This window comes from Bacteroides faecis (assembly GCF_020091505.1).
GTDB lineage: Bacteria > Bacteroidota > Bacteroidia > Bacteroidales > Bacteroidaceae > Bacteroides > Bacteroides faecis.
Map to the genome: position 1 here is coordinate 1,335,792 of NZ_CP081916.1, position 18,855 is coordinate 1,354,646.

Annotated in this window: 17 protein-coding genes; 11 read left to right on the forward strand and 6 right to left on the reverse strand. The window is 36.8% G+C overall.

Annotated elements, in window-relative coordinates:
• Positions 1–38: 38 nt before the first annotated feature.
• The 5 genes from K6V30_RS05460 (at position 39) to K6V30_RS05480 (ending at position 6,527) form a co-directional block, all read left to right on the forward strand.
• Positions 39–782 (forward strand): BUD32 family EKC/KEOPS complex subunit, encoded by a 744-nt coding sequence (locus tag K6V30_RS05460; RefSeq protein ID WP_029425198.1) that lies wholly within the window; start codon positions 39–41, stop codon positions 780–782.
• A 20-nt stretch (positions 783–802) separates the two neighbouring features.
• Complete coding sequence (locus tag K6V30_RS05465) at positions 803–2,845, forward strand: glycosyltransferase family 2 protein (protein WP_055269334.1); 2,043 nt, start codon at positions 803–805, stop codon at positions 2,843–2,845.
• A gap of 162 nt (positions 2,846–3,007) precedes the next feature.
• The gene (locus K6V30_RS05470; protein WP_010536103.1) at positions 3,008–4,018 is read left to right on the forward strand and encodes a glycosyltransferase family 2 protein; all 1,011 of its coding nucleotides are present in this window, start codon (positions 3,008–3,010) and stop codon (positions 4,016–4,018) included.
• Between the two features lies 1 nt (position 4,019).
• Positions 4,020–5,261 carry a glycosyltransferase family 4 protein gene (locus K6V30_RS05475; protein WP_010536104.1) on the forward strand — a complete coding sequence of 414 codons (1,242 nt, stop codon included), beginning with the start codon at positions 4,020–4,022 and terminating at the stop codon, positions 5,259–5,261.
• 24 nt (positions 5,262–5,285) lie between these two features.
• Entirely contained in the window at positions 5,286–6,527 is a 1,242-nt protein-coding gene (locus K6V30_RS05480; RefSeq protein WP_029425200.1) for a glycosyltransferase family 4 protein, read from the forward strand.
• Positions 6,528–6,531: 4 nt separating this feature from the next.
• Here the strand turns inward: K6V30_RS05480 and K6V30_RS05485 are convergent, their stop codons facing one another.
• Complete coding sequence (locus K6V30_RS05485; RefSeq protein ID WP_010536106.1) at positions 6,532–7,773, reverse strand: glycosyltransferase; 1,242 nt, start codon at positions 7,771–7,773, stop codon at positions 6,532–6,534.
• Between the two features lie 132 nt (positions 7,774–7,905).
• Here K6V30_RS05485 and K6V30_RS05490 point away from each other — a divergent pair, with 132 nt between their 5' ends.
• Positions 7,906–8,895, forward strand: coding sequence for a glycosyltransferase family 2 protein (locus K6V30_RS05490; RefSeq protein ID WP_010536107.1), 990 nt, complete (start codon positions 7,906–7,908; stop codon positions 8,893–8,895).
• Positions 8,885–9,874: a glycosyltransferase family 2 protein gene (locus tag K6V30_RS05495; protein ID WP_010536108.1), complete on the forward strand. Its 990-nt coding sequence runs from the start codon at positions 8,885–8,887 to the stop codon at positions 9,872–9,874. Before K6V30_RS05490 ends, K6V30_RS05495 begins: the two co-directional genes overlap by 11 nt.
• Before the next feature lie 51 nt (positions 9,875–9,925).
• Here K6V30_RS05495 and K6V30_RS05500 read toward each other — a convergent pair whose 3' ends face one another.
• Genes K6V30_RS05500 through K6V30_RS05520 form a run of 5 tightly spaced genes read right to left on the reverse strand, consistent with a single transcriptional unit; the run spans position 9,926 to position 14,832 of the window.
• The gene (locus K6V30_RS05500) at positions 9,926–10,906 is read right to left on the reverse strand and encodes a glycosyltransferase (RefSeq protein ID WP_010536109.1); all 981 of its coding nucleotides are present in this window, start codon (positions 10,904–10,906) and stop codon (positions 9,926–9,928) included.
• A 6-nt stretch (positions 10,907–10,912) separates the two neighbouring features.
• A complete protein-coding gene (locus tag K6V30_RS05505; protein ID WP_010536110.1) occupies positions 10,913–11,356 on the reverse strand; it encodes a GNAT family N-acetyltransferase in 444 nt (147 codons plus the stop codon).
• 3 nt (positions 11,357–11,359) lie between these two features.
• Entirely contained in the window at positions 11,360–12,559 is a 1,200-nt protein-coding gene (locus K6V30_RS05510; protein WP_029425202.1) for an ATP-grasp domain-containing protein, read from the reverse strand.
• 1 nt (position 12,560) lies between these two features.
• A complete protein-coding gene (locus tag K6V30_RS05515) occupies positions 12,561–13,721 on the reverse strand; it encodes a pyridoxal phosphate-dependent aminotransferase (protein WP_010536112.1) in 1,161 nt (386 codons plus the stop codon).
• Position 13,722: 1 nt separating this feature from the next.
• The gene (locus tag K6V30_RS05520; RefSeq protein ID WP_010536113.1) at positions 13,723–14,832 is read right to left on the reverse strand and encodes a DegT/DnrJ/EryC1/StrS family aminotransferase; all 1,110 of its coding nucleotides are present in this window, start codon (positions 14,830–14,832) and stop codon (positions 13,723–13,725) included.
• 210 nt (positions 14,833–15,042) lie between these two features.
• On the opposite strand from K6V30_RS05520, the gene K6V30_RS05525 reads away from it, so the two are divergent.
• The 4 genes from K6V30_RS05525 (at position 15,043) to K6V30_RS05540 (ending at position 18,826) form a co-directional block, all read left to right on the forward strand.
• Positions 15,043–15,954: a beta-1,6-N-acetylglucosaminyltransferase gene (locus K6V30_RS05525; RefSeq protein ID WP_074759599.1), complete on the forward strand. Its 912-nt coding sequence runs from the start codon at positions 15,043–15,045 to the stop codon at positions 15,952–15,954.
• A gap of 219 nt (positions 15,955–16,173) precedes the next feature.
• The gene (locus K6V30_RS05530; protein WP_029425205.1) at positions 16,174–16,554 is read left to right on the forward strand and encodes a GtrA family protein; all 381 of its coding nucleotides are present in this window, start codon (positions 16,174–16,176) and stop codon (positions 16,552–16,554) included.
• Positions 16,551–17,486: a glycosyltransferase family 2 protein gene (locus K6V30_RS05535; RefSeq protein WP_010536116.1), complete on the forward strand. Its 936-nt coding sequence runs from the start codon at positions 16,551–16,553 to the stop codon at positions 17,484–17,486. Before K6V30_RS05530 ends, K6V30_RS05535 begins: the two co-directional genes overlap by 4 nt.
• A gap of 8 nt (positions 17,487–17,494) precedes the next feature.
• Complete coding sequence (locus K6V30_RS05540) at positions 17,495–18,826, forward strand: DUF6056 family protein (RefSeq protein WP_010536117.1); 1,332 nt, start codon at positions 17,495–17,497, stop codon at positions 18,824–18,826.
• The last annotated feature ends 29 nt before the right edge of the window (positions 18,827–18,855 follow it).

An 18,855-nucleotide genomic window follows, 5' to 3' on the forward strand; every position in this document is an offset into this window, starting at 1 on the left:
GATGAAGAGAAGTATGACCATTCTTGTTTTTTCGTAAGATGAAGATAATGATTAACCCCAAATACGAATATCTGAGAGAATATGTAGAACGTATTCCTGAGGACTTTGAGACATTAGGAACGGTAATTCATTCCGGGCGGAATTTGATAAAGATGATCACGGTGGATGGATTGGATATTAACGTGAAACGGTATGCCATACCTCCGCTGATAAATAGGATTGCTTATGCTTTTTTTCGTCCGTCAAAAGGGAAGCGTGCTTTTGTTTATCCCGAGAAACTGCTGGAGAAAGGATTTGAAACCCCTTGTCCTATTGCATATATAGAAGAAACAAAGATGGGATTGATTGGTCATTCATATTTTATGAGCATACAATCTCCCTATCGATATAACTTTTGCCAGTTTGGCAATGCAGATATAGAAAGCTGTGCAGATGTAGTGACCGCTTTTGCGGAATTCACAGCGCGCTTGCATGAAGCCGGAATTTTACATTTGGACTATTCACCGGGAAATATCCTGTATGATAAGATAGGAGAAGAATATCATTTCTCACTGGTAGATATTAACAGAATGCATTTTGGTGAAGTGGATATTAAGAAAGGTTGTGCGAATTTTGCCCGTTTATGGGGGCAGACGCCCTTCTTTATCCTGTTGGGAAAAGAATATGCCCGTTCGAGAAAGATGGATGAGGAAGAATGTGTGCGTTTGATTCTGCATTACAGAAAGAAATTCTGGAACAGATACCGACGCAGACATCAGGTTTGGTTTCAGTTGGATATTTAATGGCTAAAGGAGGATAATTAATGATAGTTGTTTTTGAAAATAATGTTATTTGCCCGGATAGCAAAGTACAGGACTACTTGCTGGCTCATCATGCAGATCTGGAAGAAATGCCGGATGAGGATTATGAATTATGCCTGGTCCGTTTGCATAAGGAGGAAAACGTTCATAACGCTGTTCGTATGGATTTGACCCTTTGGAAGGAAATCTCGAGAGAACTTTATTGGGCTGAGGGAGAGATGGAGTGCAATTATTCTATTATCCGTTTTAGCCGGAAAGCTGCTCCTTTGCAGATGTCAGTCGTGTTGTCAACTTGTAATCAGCCTGCATGGCTGGAGAAGGTGTTGTGGGGATATGAAGCCCAGGATACTAAAAGCTTTGAATTGATTGTGGCCGATGATGGTTCGCGAAAAGAAACCTATGATATGTTGCAGAGGGTAACTCCGCAATTGACTTTTCGGGTAAAGCATGTATGGCACGAAGATAAGGGATTCCGTAAATGTGATATCCTGAATAAGGGGATACAGGCTGCACAAACAGATTATCTGCTTTTTAGTGATGGTGATTGTATTCCGCGTAAAGATTTCGTATCAACTCATCTGCGTCTTCGCCGCAAAGGACGTTTCCTGTCCGGCGGATATCATAAGTTGAGTATGGATTTGTCGAAAGATCTTACGAAAGATGATATATTATCCGGCAGATGTTTTGACCTGCAATGGATGAGAGGAAAAGGAATGCCTGCTTCTTTTAAAAATAATAAACTGACTGCTACAGGATTTAAAAGATGGCTGTTAAACACATTTACACCTACCAAAGCAAGCTGGAACGGACATAATGCTTCCGGTTGGCTAAACGATATTCTGGCAGTGAATGGTTTTGACGAGCGCATGCAATACGGTGGACAAGATCGTGAATTTGGAGAGCGTCTGGAGAATTATGGGATTCATGGTATGCAGATACGTTATTCTACCGTATGTCTTCATCTGGACCATGCAAGGGGGTATAAAACGAAAGAATCCATCCAGAAGAACCGTGATATAAGGAAGCATACCCGTAGTGCAAAAGTGAAATGGGCCTCTTTGGGTATTGTGAAGGGTGAGTTACGAGGTAAAACAGTTGAGGCGAACAGTTATTACGACCGCTATACACGGGAAGAGGAGAAACTGGTCTCCTATAAAGAAAAAGGAGGTTTTTATCGGCATATATATTCCTTGCCTTGCAGATGGAGAAGAGCAAAATACCACGATAAGGTCGTTCGTGCCTATCAACAGGGTTTTGATGCTCCGGCATTATTGAATAACTCGGAAGTCATAGTTTCATTGACGACATTTCCTCCTCGTATTTCTCAACTTCACTTGGTGTTGAAGTCAATTCTGTGGCAGACATATGTTCCCGCAGATATAATTGTGTGGTTGTCAGAACAGGAGTTTCCCGGACGGTTGAACGATCTGCCGGAAGAACTCAGAAAACTGACAGCTAATGGAGTGAAATTTAAATTTGTACCTGAGAATTTCCGTTCTCATAAAAAGTATTATTATGTTTTTCGGGAATACCCGGATCATAAAGTGATTACAGTAGATGATGATCTGATTTACCCCCGGAATACGATTGAGCGTTTGCTTTCTTTGTCATATCAGTATCCGGACACGGTTTGCGGAAATGTTATCCGGAAAATTCGTATGGATGGGAATACTTTTTCGGTGTATAGAAAATGGCCGAAGGTGTTTATGATGCCGGTGAATAGCTCTTTGCAGAATGTAGCCATTGGATGCGGAGGAATTTATTATCCTTCCCGTTGGTATGGAGAGGAGCTGTTCGACTGGAAAATAATCAGTGAACATTGCCCGTCTGCGGATGATTTGTGGTTGAAAGCGAATGAATTAAAGAGGCGGATCAATGTGACGGGAGGCGGAGAGTTTTATCCCCGACCGATAGAATTGCCGCAAACACAGAATAATAGCTTACAAAAGAAAAATAACGGGAAAATTAACCTGAATGATAAACAGTGGAAATCTTTGAATGAACTTTGGAAACTAGACGAATTATACTGTATAAATGGCAAATAAGAGGTAATTGTTTGATTTGAGAGTGTTTAGATTGTATTATCGAATCACAGAAGAGTGTGAAATTTATTTAAATTTGAGGGTAGTTTTGCAGTATTCCTTGTTATATAGCATTCTATATAGAAGGGGCTGCAGTAAAAATAAAAAGTTGACAAGTAGAATAATATGAATGCTAATATCTCTGGACCATTGATTAGTCTTATAGTGCCTGTTTATAATGTAAAGGACTATTTGAAGACTTGTCTGCAATCTATACTGGAGCAGACCTATAAGAACCTTGAGATTATCTTAGTTGATGATGGTTCTGACGACGGCTCCTCCAGTATTTGTGATGAGTTTGCGCGTATGGATCAGCGCATTAAGACTATTCATTTACCTCATAGTGGGGTGAGTGCTGCCCGTAATGCCGGTTTGGCTGCAGCTACGGGAGAACTCTTGGGCTTTGTAGACAGTGATGACTGGATTGATCATGATATGTATCAGTATCTTTACACATTGATGGTAGAGCATGATGCGGATGTCTCTGCTTGTACTTATCTCCTTGAGCAAGAAGGAAGGCCCTCCAAGATAATCAACAATACCGGTAAGTTGCATATCTTTTCCAAGAAGGAAATTATACGTGCTTTGGTGAAGAATGACTTGGTAAAGAACTATTTATGGGCGAAACTTTTTAAACGTAAATTGTTTGACCGCCTTTCATTCCCTGTCGGACGAGTTTATGAAGACGTGGCGGTATTATATAAAGTATTCTATAGCTCTCAGAAAGTGGTATTGAGTTGTGTCTCTAAATACCATTATATGATTCATAAGAATGAGAGTATTACTCGTGGAGGTTATGACCCGGTAAAGGAATATCATTATTTCCTGAGTCTTTATGAGCAGGATAAGTTTATTCAGAATGCAGAGCTTGGAGACGAATCTTCTGTTGGTGTACTTAAGAGAGGTATTCATTTGGTTAACCACACTTTATTGTGTCCTCCATCACCGGCTTTTGAAGATATAATAGATGAAACAATGCTGAAAATGCGCGAATATCGTCATATTACTCCTTGGCAATTAGGCCCGAGTATGTCAATCAAACGATATTTTATGTGTAAACACTTCGGTTTCTATAGAATGCTATATCGTGGTTATCGTGCTATATTCAAGAGAAAGCACAAATTGTTGATTGACTAGAATGACTAAGGAAAAGATAGCTTTTGTAGTAGTTCGTTATGGAAAAGATATAAACGGGGGTGCTGAATATCATTGTCGTATGCTGGCAGAAAGGCTTGTGAATGATTATGATGTTGAAGTATTAACTACGTGCGTCAAGAATTATGTTACCGGTGAAAATGAATACCCTGAAGGAAAAGAAACTTTGAATGGTGTTTTGGTACGTCGATTCTATTCGGACCCTGTTGAGCCGGACTTACATAAGAGCTATGTGCGACAAGCGGCTCCGGCAAAGAAGTGGAGACACTTTCTGTATAGATGTCGTCTTTTGAAACCATTGTCCTATGTGAAGCCAATTTGGCATTATAAAGAGGAAGAAGAAATAAAAGCTTTGAATAGTCAGGTCTTTTATTCATCCTCGATGTATACCTTTATAAGAGAAAACAAAGCTTTTTATAAAGCATTCATTCCACTTTCTTTTTTTCCTCACACCTATTATACTGCGATGTATGCACCGGAGAAAACGATCCTTATTCCTACCATGCATAATAACGGTTCTTCTTTTCGTTCTATTATTACATCTGTTTTTTCTAAGGTTGCATATATTGGGTTTAATATAGAAGCAGAACAGAAGTTAGTCGAGAATATCGTTGGAAAACCTTTAGCTGCTAATGGTATTATTAGTGTAGGTATAGAGAAGACGAAGGCTGCTGATTGGAAGCAAACAAAGGTAAAATATAATTTGCCGGAGGACTATCTACTGTATGTTGGGAGAATCGATGCTATAAAGTTGAATAATATTGTTGATTACTTTTTAGGCTACAAGAAGAAATATATAGCTTCCCGGTTGAAGCTGGTTTTGGTTGGAGGTATCTTTGGCAAGACAGTTGAACATCCGGATATAATTTATACAGGTTTTGTTGGTGATGCGGAGAAAGTTGCTATCCAGTTGAATGCTAAAGTAATTGTGAATCCTTCGAAGTATGAAAGCTTGTCGCTCATTTTACTTGAAACAATGAGTGAGGGTAAGGCGATGTTAGTCAATGGGCAGTGTAATGTTCTGAAAGAACATTGTGTGAAGAGTGATTATGCGGCTTTATACTATATGAATCGGCGGGATTTTGTGCGAAAGCTACGATGTCTGGAGGAGTCTGAAGTATTGCGTCAACAGATGGGAGAGAAAGGGCGTCGTTATGTTCAGGAAAATTATGATTGGAAGATAATTATAGGACGAATGAGAAGTGCGATTCAAGCGCTCTCGTAGATGGAATATAATATTAGAAAAGCTATGCAGAAAGAAAAGGTTGCTTTTGTTGTTGTCAGGTATGGCAAAAATATAAATGGTGGCGCAGAATATCATTGTCAGATGTTGGCTGAGCGACTGGTGGAAGATTATGACGTGGAAGTGCTTACTACCTGTGTCAGAGATGTTGCAACAGGCGAGAATACATATCCGGAAGGCACGGAAGAATGGAATAAAGTGTTGGTCCGTCGTTTTAGAACAAATCCAATCCAGCACGAAAAAGAGCGTTGTTTCGCGAAAAAGGCTAAACCTGCAAGAAAGTTACGTCAGTTCCTTTTTAAATTAGGAATCTTGAAATATTTGTCTTATTTGTTTCCTGTGTGGTCTTATAAAAATGATCTGGAAGTACAGGCAATGAATAGCGATAAGTTCTATTCATCCGCATTGAACGAGTATATTCGTGAACATGTAGATGAATATAAAGCATTTATAGCGATGTCTTCTGATTATGTCACTTTTTATTATACTGCATTGTATGCAGGTAGAAAAACGATAGCTATTCCTACAATGCATAATATGGGTATTTCTTTCCGTTCAGTATTAACCTCTGCTTTTTCAAAGATAGCTTATGTTGGTTTTAATACTGGAGAGGAACAGAGACTTGCTGAAAATATCTTGGGCAAGGCTCTGGGAGCTCATGGAATATTGAGTGTAGGAATAGAGGAGTCTTTATCCGCAGATTGGGCGCTGACAAAAGAAAAGTTTCAATTACCAGAGAGATATTTGTTATATATTGGCCGTATTACTCCTAAAAAGATTCATCGTTTACTTACCTATTTTGTGAATTATAAGAAGAAATATTCAGATTCAACATTAAGATTAGTATTGGTAGGAGGACTGGCTATGGAGCGATTTGAGCATCCTGATATTATATATACAGGTTTTGTCAGTGATGAAGAGAAAATGTCAATTCTACAGCATGCCGAAATTGTAGTGAATCCTTCTCGTTATGAAAGCCTTTCTTTAATACTTTTAGAGGCTATGAGCCAAAAGAAACCAATGCTTGTAAACGGACATTGTAAGGTATTGAAAGAACATTGTTTAAAAAGTGATTTTGCTTCTTTCTATTATATGAATAAGCGTGGGTTTAATCAAGCGCTTCGACGGATTGAACAATCGGAAGATTTGAGAGAGGAGATGGGAGAAAAAGGTGCATCTTATGTGAAATCGAATTATGATTGGACTTTGATTATGGGGCGCTTAAAGCAAGCTATCAAGAGCATCTAAATCTTTATATATTTTCGATAACTTGCTTTAGTTTATTCATTATTATGTTCCAGTCGTAATTACTGTTAACATAAGAGTATCCTTTTTCTCCCATCTCTAATCTAAGATTGGTAGAAGAGTCTAGCGTATGAAGTTTATCAATAAAACTTTTTTCATTAGTGTAGTATAGAGCAGCATTATTACTTTTATTGCAATGTTCTTTCAATACATTGCAATTGCCATTGACCAACATCGCTTTTTTTAAAGCCATTGCTTCCAGTAATATGAGCGATAGGCTTTCATACAGTGATGGGTTGATTACAATCTTTGCGTGTTGAATGATTGATGTCTTTTCTTGTTCTTCAACAAAATTAGTATATATGATATCCGGATGATTGAAAGGATCACTATATTGTTTGCCTACAAGAACAAACTTTAAGTCAGAATTAGGATATGCCTTTTTGTAGTTGAGGAAATAAGTATACACATTGTTAAGTTTGCCTTGGTCTACTCTCCCTACATAGAGCATATATTCATCCGGAAGATTGTACTTTTCTTGGGTCACTGTCCACTCTGCTGGAGCACTTAGCTCTATCCCTACGCTTACAATACTGTGGGGTGCCATGTGCATGCCAAATATTTTTCTTGCTAGTTTTTGTTCTGCTGTTGTGTTGAAAGCGATGTAGGCTGCCTTTGTAAAGACTTGTGTCAAGGTTGAGCGAAATGCAGTTTTGTGATAATGCATTGTAGGGATTACAATAGTCTTTTCTGGTGCATATAAAGTTGTGTAATATACATGGGAATAATCTATTGTAATAGGGATGATTGCTTTGTAATTATCTTTATTTTCTTTTATGAAATTGAAGAGAGCCGGAGAATGGAAAACTTGGCTGCTGAGTGCTTCTAGTTCTTCTTTTTCTTTGAAATGCCAAACAGGGAAAAAGTAAGAAGCCATAGCTAGAAAGTGACATTTGTATAAAAAACGTCTTAATTTATAAGCCGGTTTGGCTTTCTTTTTATAAAAGTTTTCAAGTTCAGGATGAGTGGGATTAGTTTTAAAACGGCGAACAGTGACTTTATTGATAATCTCTTTTTCCTTAAACTCAATATTCTCTCCAGTTCTATAATTATCTACACAAGTAGTTAGAACCTCAACGTTATAATCATTGGTAAGCCTTTCGGCTAGCATTCTACAATGATACTCTGCTCCTCCATTGATATTTAATCCGTAACGTACAACAACAAATGCTATATTTTCCTTACTCATATTAATATAATAAGCTTTCCGGCAAAGATACGATTATTAATGATAACCTGGGAACTTAAAATCTGGTTTTTATTTTACTGATAATACTATATTCTCTATCTTTGTGCGTAAGTTTATTAATGGAGAGCATGCATGGAGAATAATTATTTGATAAGTGTGATTGTACCTGTACATAATACAGTTAATTATTTGCGAAAATGTATTGAATCTATACGAAATCAATCTTTAGAAAATATAGAGATAATTCTAGTAGATAATTTATCAACTGATGGATCTTCTGAGGTATGTGATGAATATGCAAGTATGGATACTCGGGTAAAAGTAATCCATCTTTCGGTAGCTAATGCATCTGTAGCTCGTAATGCCGGCATTGATGTGGCTTCTGCTCCATATATAGGGTTTATAGACAGTGATGATTATATTGACGCCAATATGTATGAGGAATTGCTTGCTGCAATTAGTTCATATGGTGTTGATTTGGTATATTCCAATTTTCAGATTGAACATGATGACGGGCATATAGACTCTTTTGAACCTAATAGTGGCATGATCTGTGAAAGATCTTCGAAGGAGGTGGTGTATGATATGATGTGTGATCGATTGAATAGTTCTTGTTGTACGAAACTCTTTAAGAAGACACTTTTTTCTTCGTTAAAATTTCCTACACATAACATGTATGAAGATCGTCTTATTTTGCATCAGTGGATATTAGAATCTGAAAAAGTAGTGTGGATTGATAAGGCATTTTATCATTATGTAAAAAGAGACTCTAGTATTTGCCATGTTATTTCACCATTACAACGGTATCATTTCTTTTTAGCACAATTTTGCCGCTTGGAGTTTATTAATAATAATCTATTGTTCGATACGGAAGAACAATATAATATGAAAACATCCCTTGTTAAGAGCTGCTTAAGGACTTTTAAAGAGATGCGTTCTTTTCCTTTTAGCGAAAGTCGTGCCTATGTTGTTGATATGAAGAATAATTTGAAGAAATTAATTCCTCTGCCTAAAAAGGAACTTGATATTAAATGTTATAAACGGCTGAGAAAGATTGTTTATTTTTGGCCTATTTATTATTGGATACATTTTAAACTTAAAAAGACAAATAGTGGAGAATAAGTGTTTGGTTAGTATAATAGTGCCTGTTCATAATACCGCTGATTATTTGCATAAATGTATTGAATCATTACGTAGTCAGACATTACAGCAGATTGAAATAATTTTGGTTGATAATTTATCTGTTGATGGTTCCTCTGAGATATGTGATGAATATGCGAAAATTGACAAACGTATTAAAGTGCTTCATCTTTCTATAGCTGGGCTCTCTATTGCCCGTAATGCTGGCATGCGTATAGCTTCTGCTCCTTACATTGGTTTTGTTGACAGTGACGACTATGTTGAACCTGCAATGTTTGAGAAAATGTTGGATGCAATGGTACAAAGTGATGCGGAAATTGCATATTGTAATTTTCTTCTTGAATATGAATTTAAACCAAACGAGTCTCCTTACCGGAATTCTGGAGATATTGTTATTCGAGATCCAAAGAATGTATTACAAGATATGATGATGGAAAAAGTTAGTTGTTCTGCTTGTACAAAGCTTTATAAGAGTGACTTTTTGACATCATTACAATTCCCGGAGGGGAAAAATTATGAGGACAGGCTTGTAATGTATGAATGGGTTGCTCTATGCAAGAAAGTTGTATGGGTAGATAGTCCTTTTTATCATTATGTAGAACGACAAACAAGTATATGTCACACGATGTCTCCTATGAATCTTTATCATTATTTTTTAGCAGAATATGCCCGTATGAGGTTCATGGAGAAATATTCTCTATTTGAAGAAGAAGATCTTTTTAAAATTAGGACTAGGTTGATAGGGACTTGTCTTACAATATTTAAGGAGATACTTTTGAAGGTGAATTTGAGAGAATTCAAAGAACCTGTCAAGGATATGAGGCAGAAAATGAAAGAGATAGCTGCATTGCCTGAAGGTACATATGAATTGAAGTATCGTAGGAGGGCAAGAAAAATAGCTTATCATTGGCATTTGTACTACTTGACTCATTTCCTACTTAAAAAAGGTGGAGATTCGTGAATAGAAAAAAGGGATATTTACTTAATATCCCACTAAATATTTTTCTCCTTTTTACTTCCTTTTGTTTCCTTTTATATTGAGCCATTTTTCTAGTCTTAATTGAATGAATCTGAGATGGAATCGGCGGACTCTTCTTCGCATACGTGCGGATACATAGCTAGGATTAATGAGTTTTGAATAGTGTCTGGCCTTTTTATACATGCCCAGATACATAAATTTATCGTATAGATCATAATAAAAGCAACTGAGGGATCGTAAGTATGGCTCTGTTAATGGAGTATTAAATTTATGGATATAAAATGCGGTTATATCAATGGTCGATAATATGAACCTTTCATATTTCTGTATATCATTAGAATGACTTGCTGACTCTTCTAAGACACGGTATACGGTAGTGCTTTCCGGAAGATACTTTATTTTGTAATAATATGATATCCATAGCCACATAGGATAGTCTCCCATTAGCCAGTTTTTGCTCTTAGGTTCCACTTCTTTCAAGTACTCCATTACTAAGGAACTGCGTATACAAGTAGTAAGAGTTGGAATACAATTTCCGGATAATAACTCTATATAACCCTTATATTCCCGTCCAATAATATCTTCTTCTATTTTGCCTTCCTTTTGGTTATATACCTTGCTGGTAGTATATATCATGCCGTAGTCAGGATTTTTTTCTAGAAAATCGATTTGTTTCTGAAGTTTTAATGGGTCAATCCAATAATCGTCTCCTTCGCATATTGCAATATACTTTCCTCTGACCCGTGAGCATTGGTATTTGGCAAAGATATCTTCTTTCTTTGAATATTTGTTTTCCTTCTGATATATGGGTCTTATGACTTGAGGGTGATTATGCTCGTACTCGCGAATAATATCAGGAGTATTATCTGTGGATGCATCATCATGGATTAGAATTTCAAATGGAAAATTTGTCTTTTGCATTAGAAAACCATCTAAACACTGGGATATATATAATCCATGATTATATGTACTACAAATTATACTTACTAATGGAGTATTTGCTATATCTTTCATTCAATATTAACTTTTGTGTATTTCTTTCTTCATTAAATACTTTTCATCCCTATCTTCAGTTTCATAAAACCCCATTTTATGATATGCCTGAAGTGCATTGTTGTTGTCTTTTCTAACTTCCAGCAATATCTCCTGAATGTCGGTAGAAAGATGTTCTATGATATAATTAATTATTTTTTGAGAAATCCCATGACCTTGATAGTCGGGGTGTACACAAACATAGGGGATATATAAAAATCTTTCTTCTCTATTGTAATAGCCAACAATTAAAGATATAATGTTAGGTCCGGAAATAGCATAGTATATAGAGCCGTTATGATACATTTTCAATATCCATTCATCCAGATTTGGCATCTGTAGCAGAGAAGGAGCAAACCAGTTTGCAGAGGATATGATAAAACCCCTGAATTTGGTATATGATAAAGGCTCTGTATGGATTGTTATGCTCATATTTTAATCAATAATAATATGTACAAACTGGTCCATATTTTCTATAACACTAAACATCTCTTCTTTCGAAGAATATTTGAGAATGAGTGTCCCCAATGCATCACCAGCATCCCGGAATGCATGAACATTATCTCCACTTTTCAGTTCTGTTACACAATCTACCAGATTGTTTTTTGCAAAGTTCTCATCAAATGATATTTCTTTAAACCGTCCGGTCTGTTTGCTATGTAACATATAATTGGACCAGTACCCCCTTGCCGGTGACATCTCTATTTCAGAGCAATCTTCTCCCAAAGCTGCTTTTATCACATATTTAACCATATTGACCCCTGTTGCCAGCTCTGTAATTTGAGGAATTAAACTGCCACCGCTTCTGGCACCTAACTCCAGTATATACAATTTCCCGTTTTTACCAAGAATAGCTTCAACATTATATGCGGTTGTTCCCATTTTTAGTTCAGAGATCAGGCGCTGTATGTCCTTTTCTAGTTCTGTTATAATTTCAGGTTTCATCTGGAAAGGCCAGCATTCGCCAAGTGGGGCAAAATCTTTGGCAACTGAAGAACTGTAGTATTCGTTTCCAAAACAATGGAACTTTAAAATTCCGTCTACGGAAAAGGCATCTCCTGAGATCTGATATCCATCTTTCTCTATGAATTCTTCAATAATAATGCGTTTTTCACGAGAATATGAGAGGGCATCTTCTATAAAGTCTTTTAGTTGATTTACGTTGGTCAGTTTATTGATACCTTTACTTCCTGATGAATCGACAGGCTTTATCATAACAGGAAGGGTTAAATTCTTGATTTGTTCCAAAGCCTCCGGGTATGAAGAACATCCGACGTACTTGGGAACATTGAAGTTATGTTCTGCCAGATATCGCCTGAATAAGTCTTTCTGAGAAAGAACTTCTACAGAAGCATAGGGGCTGGTAGGCAATCCTAGTTTCTCACAAACATAAGCAGCTGTAGGGGCTGCAGGATCTGAAGCATATGCAACGACGCCATCTACTTGAAGTCTTTTGGCTAACTCGTAAACAGCCTCCTTGTCTGTTGTGCTGACATTATAATATTCGTGGGCATACTGATGTCCTGGGTTATTCGGCAAGTAATCGCAGGTGATTACGTAATGTCCCATTTTTACAGCTTCTTTAATCGCATAGACCTGATATAAAGAGCCTCCTAGCATTAAAATCTTTTTCATTTTATAAACTTTCGACAAATCGCTTAAGTCTTTGAATTCCTTCTTTTATTTTATAAATGTCTAATGTAAAGGCAATCCGGATAAAATCCTCGCAACAATCACCGTAAGTTATTCCAGGAACAACTGCCACCTGTTCTTTTTCTAAAAGGGCATATGCGAATTCCTCAGATTTTAATCCGGTAGATTTTATATTCAACATTGCATAAAAGGTCCCTTGTGGTGCATCGACTGTTATTGTTTTGATTTTGGCAACTTCTTCCAGTAAAACATTTCTGCGGAGAGTGAATTCCTCAATCATACCAGCCGAATATTTCTCCGAATTTCGTAGCGCTTCTATTGCTGCATACTGAGACGGTAATGGAGCACATGCGGCTATGTTCTCTTGAAACATTGTCATGGCTGATATTAATTCTGAAGGTGCAGCTACATAACCCAGACGCCATCCGGTCATACAGAATTCTTTTGACAGACTATTGATAACAACAGTGCGTTCCTTCATCTTGTCGCATGTAACAATACTTTTAAAATGAGCATTGTCATAAAGTAGGGTTTTGTATACCTCATCTGTTATTACTATCAAATCATTGTCAATAGCTATCTGTGCTATTTGTTGGATGGAATCATCAGAGATTATCTTCCCGGAAGGGTTGCTGGGTGTATTTAAAATAATAGCTTTTGTTTTAGGAGTGATTGCCTTCCTTATATTTTCTATAGATATCGATAAGTCATTGGTGCTGACAGGAGCTGTGATAATGGGTTCTCCACTGCACATACATACCATCTGTACATAGTTTATCCAGTATGGAGCTGGTATAATGACTTCATCCCCTCTGTTTAGAATGGCTAGCAGGGTTAAATATAATCCTTCCATTCCCCCAACTGTAACCATAATCTCATTTGTCGGGTTGTATTCTATATTATATTGTAACTTGTATCTGGAAGATATTATTTCTCTTAATTCTAATAATCCGGCATTAGGGGAGTATCTTGTACGACCTTCCAGTATCGCTTTACAACCAGCTTCTTTTATTTTATCGTGTGGATGTATATCCGGGTCTCCCAATGTGAAGTCTATAACATTGTCATAATTTTGAGCCAAGTTAAATAGACGCCTTGTCAGGGAAGGGGATATAGATTTTGTTATTTCTGATAATTTTATCATACTATTTCTTTATAATTTGGAGGATATACTCAACTTCATTTTCACTTAAAGCATGGTGCATTGGCAAGCAGATGACCCTATTAGCCATTTGGGTTGCTATTGGGAGGTTTTCAGGGTTAGCAGATTCTAATCCGCGATAAGTTGAGAATGTACTGATTAATGGGTAGAAATAACGGCGCCCGAATACATTGTGTTCCTTCATTTTAAAATAAAGCTCATCACGTGTCATTCCATATTCTTCAGCATCTATAAAAATCGGGAAATAAGAATAATTGTGGCGTACTCCTGGTATATCATTGAAAAAGGTTATCCCTTTTATGTCTTGAAGTTCTTCTCTATATCTTATAGCTACTTTACGGCGAGAACTTATTGCACTGTCTACTTGCTTGAGGTTAAGCAGACCATATGCAGCGCGCACTTCATCTACTTTACTATTGATACCGGGGGCTACAACTTCCGTTTCACTGGCAAAACCAAAGTTCTTCAGATAGTCGATGCGCTTTTTAGTCTGCTCGTCATGGACAACTAATGCTCCGCCTTCCAGAGTATTGTAGACTTTCGTTGCATGAAAGCTCAAGGTAGCCATATCTCCAAAGTTTAAAACGCTTTCTCCGTTTATTTCTACTCCAAAGGCATGAGCTGCATCATATATGACTTTTAACCCATATTTATTGGCAATTTCTTGAATCTCTTTCGTTTTACAAGGCTTCCCGTAGACATGTACAGGCATGATGGCTGTAGTCCTGGGAGTAATGGCTGCTTCTATTTTAGCAGGATCCAGATTGCATGTTTCTGGTTCAATATCCACAAAAACAGGTTTGATTCCATTCCACCAAAGAGAATGCGTTGTTGCCACGAAGCTAAAAGGAGTAGTTATCACTTCACCGGTAATTCTCATTGCTTGTAAAGCGGTTATTAGAGGTAGAGTACCGTTCGTAAATAAACTGAGATAGGGAACTTTAAGATATTTAGCTAATTCCTCTTCTAGCTTTTGGTGGAAGTTGCCATTATTTGTCAGCATTTTGCTTTCCCATATTTCTTTTAATAAGAAAGTAAAATCTTCCAAAGGAGGCAGTAGGGGGGAAGTCACATATATAGGTTTATCTATCATTGTAATTATGGATATTATTGGTCTATATAATAGTTATTTAGGTTAATGACGTTATTGTCTTTATCTACATTAAAACTGGATGTTAGCTCAAATTTAATGATTTAAGACTTAAATTTCACAAAGATAGATAGATTCCAATATTTATCAAAATATATGTTTGGAATTTATCTAACTATTGTTGTATTGGAATTCTAACTGTCGTATCTTTGCATGAGAATGAACTTATTTAATGATGTGAAGCTAATGAGACATGCTTTTTTGATTCTGGCCCATAATGAATTTCAAATATTGAGGATACTTCTTTCTATGCTTGATGATGAGAGGAATGATATATATCTGCATATTGATAAAAAAGTCGTACTCGGATCTTTAGAACAAGATTTATTTCGGCTTGCAAAAGCTCGTCTTTTTGTACTTGAGCAACGTCTTGACGTAAGATGGGGTGATATTAGTGTGGTAAAGGCTGAACTGTTGTTACTTGAGACAGCCAGTATGAAAGGCCCTTATGATTATTATCATTTGTTGTCAGGAGTCGATTTGCCGATAAAGTCACAGGACTATATCCATCATTTCTTCGAGAAAAATAAGGGGTATGAGTTTGTTCCTTACTCTTGTGGTGAGGCTAATTTAAAAGATCTCGAAAGAAAGGTTTTTAAATATCATTTGTTCTGTCGTTATTATAAGATTCCACCTCGTATTTTAAAAAAGCAGGTACAATCTCTTCGGATAAACTTTTTAAAGTTGCAGGATTTCTTCCATTATAACCGCCCTAAAGAAATTGAATTTAAAAAGGGTTCCAATTGGGTTAGTATTACGCATGAGTTGTTAACTATTATATTAGCCCAAAAGTCTTTTATTTTAAGGCGTTTTAAAAATGTTTGCTGTGGTGACGAAATATTCCTTCAATCTATATTGTGGAACTCAGAAAGGCGGAGTCATATTTATTCTGGTAGTGAGCAGTTGAATGCCGGACTTCGTGCAATTGATTGGGAACGGGGGAATCCTTATGTTTGGAAAATGGAGGATTTGCAATATTTATTAGAAACAGAGCATTTGTTTGCTCGAAAATTTGATTCGCAGAATATGGATGTTGTGATCAAAATAAGGGAGCTTTTTTCTTGAATGTATAAAGTTATGTGTGGTGGTAACTCATGAAGATGAGTGGAGATATTGCAACTTAGATATCATTCTATGATTTAATCTAATGGAGAAGTGATATTGTTTATTTTTGTATATTTAGTTATACTTTTTTGCTGGTCTTATATATTATTTATAATATTGTACCGTTTTATAAGTCTCCTGTGGGTAGTTGGATCAAAATCGATAAAAGAGTATTGGATGATGTCTGTTTTTAATAAACGTAGAGAATTTTTTCGTTTCATATTGGTTGGTGTTCTGGCAACTGCTACTCATTATGGCATTTATTTCTTTTTATGTGTACTGATGTTACCGGCTATTGCATATACTATTGGTTATGCTATTAGTTTCATTCTGAATTTTTACTTGTCTAATATCTTCACCTTTAATACTAAGCCTACTGTTAGGAAAGGAATAGGGTTTGGTATCAGTCATTTTATCAATTATTTGTTGCATATCGGACTATTGTCACTATTTATATGGATCGGAGTTCCGGAGAGATGGGCGCCTCTTCCTGTGTTTGCATTAGTGGTACCGGTTAATTTTCTTCTTGTTCGTTTTGTTCTAAAATCTAAAAAGATATGAGTAAAGTTAGTGTTTTAATACCTGCATACAACGAGGAACTCTCTCTTCCGGAGCTCTATTCGAAGCTAAAAGAAATGATGGATTCTTATGCAGAATATGAGTGGGAGATTTTGTTTGTCAATGATGGCAGTCATGATAAAACATTGGAAGTTATTAAATTTTTGAGGTCACAGGATGAGAGAATTAATTTTGTTGACCTGTCTCGCAATTTTGGAAAAGAAGTAGCAATGCTGGCTGGTTTCGATTATGCTACGGGCGATTGCCTGGTGATTATGGATGCTGACCTGCAGCATCCTCCTCACTTAATTCCTGAAATGTTGAAATATTGGGAAGAAGGGTATGACGATGTATATGCAAAACGAATAACCAGAGGCAAGGAGAGTTTGATGCGTAAGTATCTGTCTTTGCTATTCTATAAGCTATTGCAGAAAACGACCCGTGTGGAGATTCTCCCGAATGTCGGTGACTTCAGGCTGCTAGATCGTTGTTGTATAAACGCTTTGAAACAGCTGCGTGAGAGCCAGAGATATACTAAAGGTATGTATTGCTGGATTGGATTTCGTAAGAAAGAGATCAAATTCGAGCAAGAAGATCGTATTGCCGGTACATCTTCGTTTAACTTTTTCAGCCTTCTGAGTTTGGCTGTGGAAGGGGTGACCTCCTTTACTGTAGCTCCTTTGCGTATTTCTACTTTTGCTGGAATTATAGTTTCTCTGGTTGCTTTCATATACATGTGTTTCATCATGTTTAAAACATTGATATGGGGTGAAGTAGTACAAGGTTTTCCTACTTTGATGGTTGTGATTCTTTTTTTAGGCGGGATACAATTGTTGTCTTTGGGAGTTATTGGGGAGTATATAGGACGCATTTTCAATGAAACAAAAAATCGTCCTACTTACATTGCAAGAGAATATAATGGTGTGAAACAATAGCTAAGATTATGAATGAAAAAACAGCACAGATCGGTATTGGGGTATTTTTGTTGATAATAGGAGGTTTATTTTACCTGATGAATATGTACACTCCAATATGCGGAGACGATTATCTTTATTCATTCTATTTGACTCCTGTGGCAGCTAAGTCTTTCTTTGAAGGTGCATCGATAGGATTTGAGCAGAAGATATCATCGTTTGCCGATGTTATGTTTTCGCAATATAATCACTATTTTTATGTGAATGGACGTACCATTCCTCATATTCTCGAGCAGTCGTTTGCCGGACTTTGGGGGGAGGATTGCTTTAATTTAATCAATACATTCTTTTTCCTGCTACTTAATATGTTGGTCATATGGATTTCCGGTAAAAGAAATCTGAACAAATACGGCTACTGGGTTGTCGCTGTCTTTTTCATATGGTTTTTGTTACCTTGTCCGGTTGATCTTTTTCTGCTGATGAGTGGTGCTCTCAATTATACTTGGAGCGCTGTTTTTTGCTTGTTTTTTCTTCTAGTTTATAATAAGGTGCGACAAGTGGAAAGGGTGAATTGGGGAGTTGCTTTTCTTCTTTTTTTGCTGGGCGTCATTTCTGGTTGGACACATGAATCTTTGGTTGTGGGCATTTCCGGGGCTTTGTTCATTATTTATTGTGTGCAATATAATAAGAGGAGGCCTAAATCACCTGAAGTGATTTTGGTTGTCGGCTTCTGGCTTGGGACTGTGTTATTGTGTTTATCGCCTGCTGCTCGCGGACGTGCGTCGTTTGATCATCCTTCGATCTGGGAAACCTTCTTATTGATAATTGGTGAGCTTCGGACATTCTATGTTCTTCTGTTTTTGTTGGTATGTACTTTTTTTCGTGAAAAGAGAAACGGTAATCATCATACCCTGAAAAAGTTTTTCTATGATAATCAACTCTATTTTTATATAATCTTTATTGAATTTGTTTTTAGTCTGGTTATAGGATTTCGAAATGTCCGGCAATTATTTGGAATAGAGCTGTTTTCTGTTGTGATTTTAATCAAGCTGATCAGTGAGCAGACTTCTTTTAATACAGTCTGGTGTAGAAGTATATCAATTGTGGCAGCAAGTGTGATCATTTTGCATATGGCATTTGTCATTCCATGCGCAAAACGTTCTCATGCACAATTTCAGGATATAGTGACTACTTATCTTCACTCGGAAGATGGTGTTGTTTCTTTCAAACATGAGGAGTTTCCCTGTTTGGTAGATCCCTATGTTTGGAGATTTGGAGGATATGTGGGCTGGGAAGCTTTTTGTATTTCTGTCTATTATACGGGAGATAAAAAGCCAATGAAAGCTTTGTTGATTGATTAGTATTCATTTGTGGTAATAAATGATTGTCT

Excerpts from the sequence above, each read along its gene's own strand:
- K6V30_RS05460 (WP_029425198.1), top strand. The coding sequence starts at position 39 with ATGAAGATAATGATTAACCCCAAATACGAATATCTGAGAGAATATGTA.
- K6V30_RS05520 (WP_010536113.1), bottom strand. The coding sequence starts at position 14,832 with ATGATAGATAAACCTATATATGTGACTTCCCCCCTACTGCCTCCTTTG.
- K6V30_RS05525 (WP_074759599.1), top strand. The coding sequence starts at position 15,043 with ATGAGAATGAACTTATTTAATGATGTGAAGCTAATGAGACATGCTTTT.
- K6V30_RS05515 (WP_010536112.1), bottom strand. The coding sequence starts at position 13,721 with ATGATAAAATTATCAGAAATAACAAAATCTATATCCCCTTCCCTGACA.
- K6V30_RS05540 (WP_010536117.1), top strand. The coding sequence starts at position 17,495 with ATGAATGAAAAAACAGCACAGATCGGTATTGGGGTATTTTTGTTGATA.
- K6V30_RS05530 (WP_029425205.1), top strand. The coding sequence starts at position 16,174 with ATGTCTGTTTTTAATAAACGTAGAGAATTTTTTCGTTTCATATTGGTT.
- K6V30_RS05470 (WP_010536103.1), top strand. The coding sequence starts at position 3,008 with ATGAATGCTAATATCTCTGGACCATTGATTAGTCTTATAGTGCCTGTT.
- K6V30_RS05480 (WP_029425200.1), top strand. The coding sequence starts at position 5,286 with ATGCAGAAAGAAAAGGTTGCTTTTGTTGTTGTCAGGTATGGCAAAAAT.
- K6V30_RS05490 (WP_010536107.1), top strand. The coding sequence starts at position 7,906 with ATGGAGAATAATTATTTGATAAGTGTGATTGTACCTGTACATAATACA.
- K6V30_RS05485 (WP_010536106.1), bottom strand. The coding sequence starts at position 7,773 with ATGAGTAAGGAAAATATAGCATTTGTTGTTGTACGTTACGGATTAAAT.
- K6V30_RS05535 (WP_010536116.1), top strand. The coding sequence starts at position 16,551 with ATGAGTAAAGTTAGTGTTTTAATACCTGCATACAACGAGGAACTCTCT.
- K6V30_RS05475 (WP_010536104.1), top strand. The coding sequence starts at position 4,020 with ATGACTAAGGAAAAGATAGCTTTTGTAGTAGTTCGTTATGGAAAAGAT.
- K6V30_RS05465 (WP_055269334.1), top strand. The coding sequence starts at position 803 with ATGATAGTTGTTTTTGAAAATAATGTTATTTGCCCGGATAGCAAAGTA.
- K6V30_RS05505 (WP_010536110.1), bottom strand. The coding sequence starts at position 11,356 with ATGAGCATAACAATCCATACAGAGCCTTTATCATATACCAAATTCAGG.
- K6V30_RS05510 (WP_029425202.1), bottom strand. The coding sequence starts at position 12,559 with ATGAAAAAGATTTTAATGCTAGGAGGCTCTTTATATCAGGTCTATGCG.
- K6V30_RS05500 (WP_010536109.1), bottom strand. The coding sequence starts at position 10,906 with ATGAAAGATATAGCAAATACTCCATTAGTAAGTATAATTTGTAGTACA.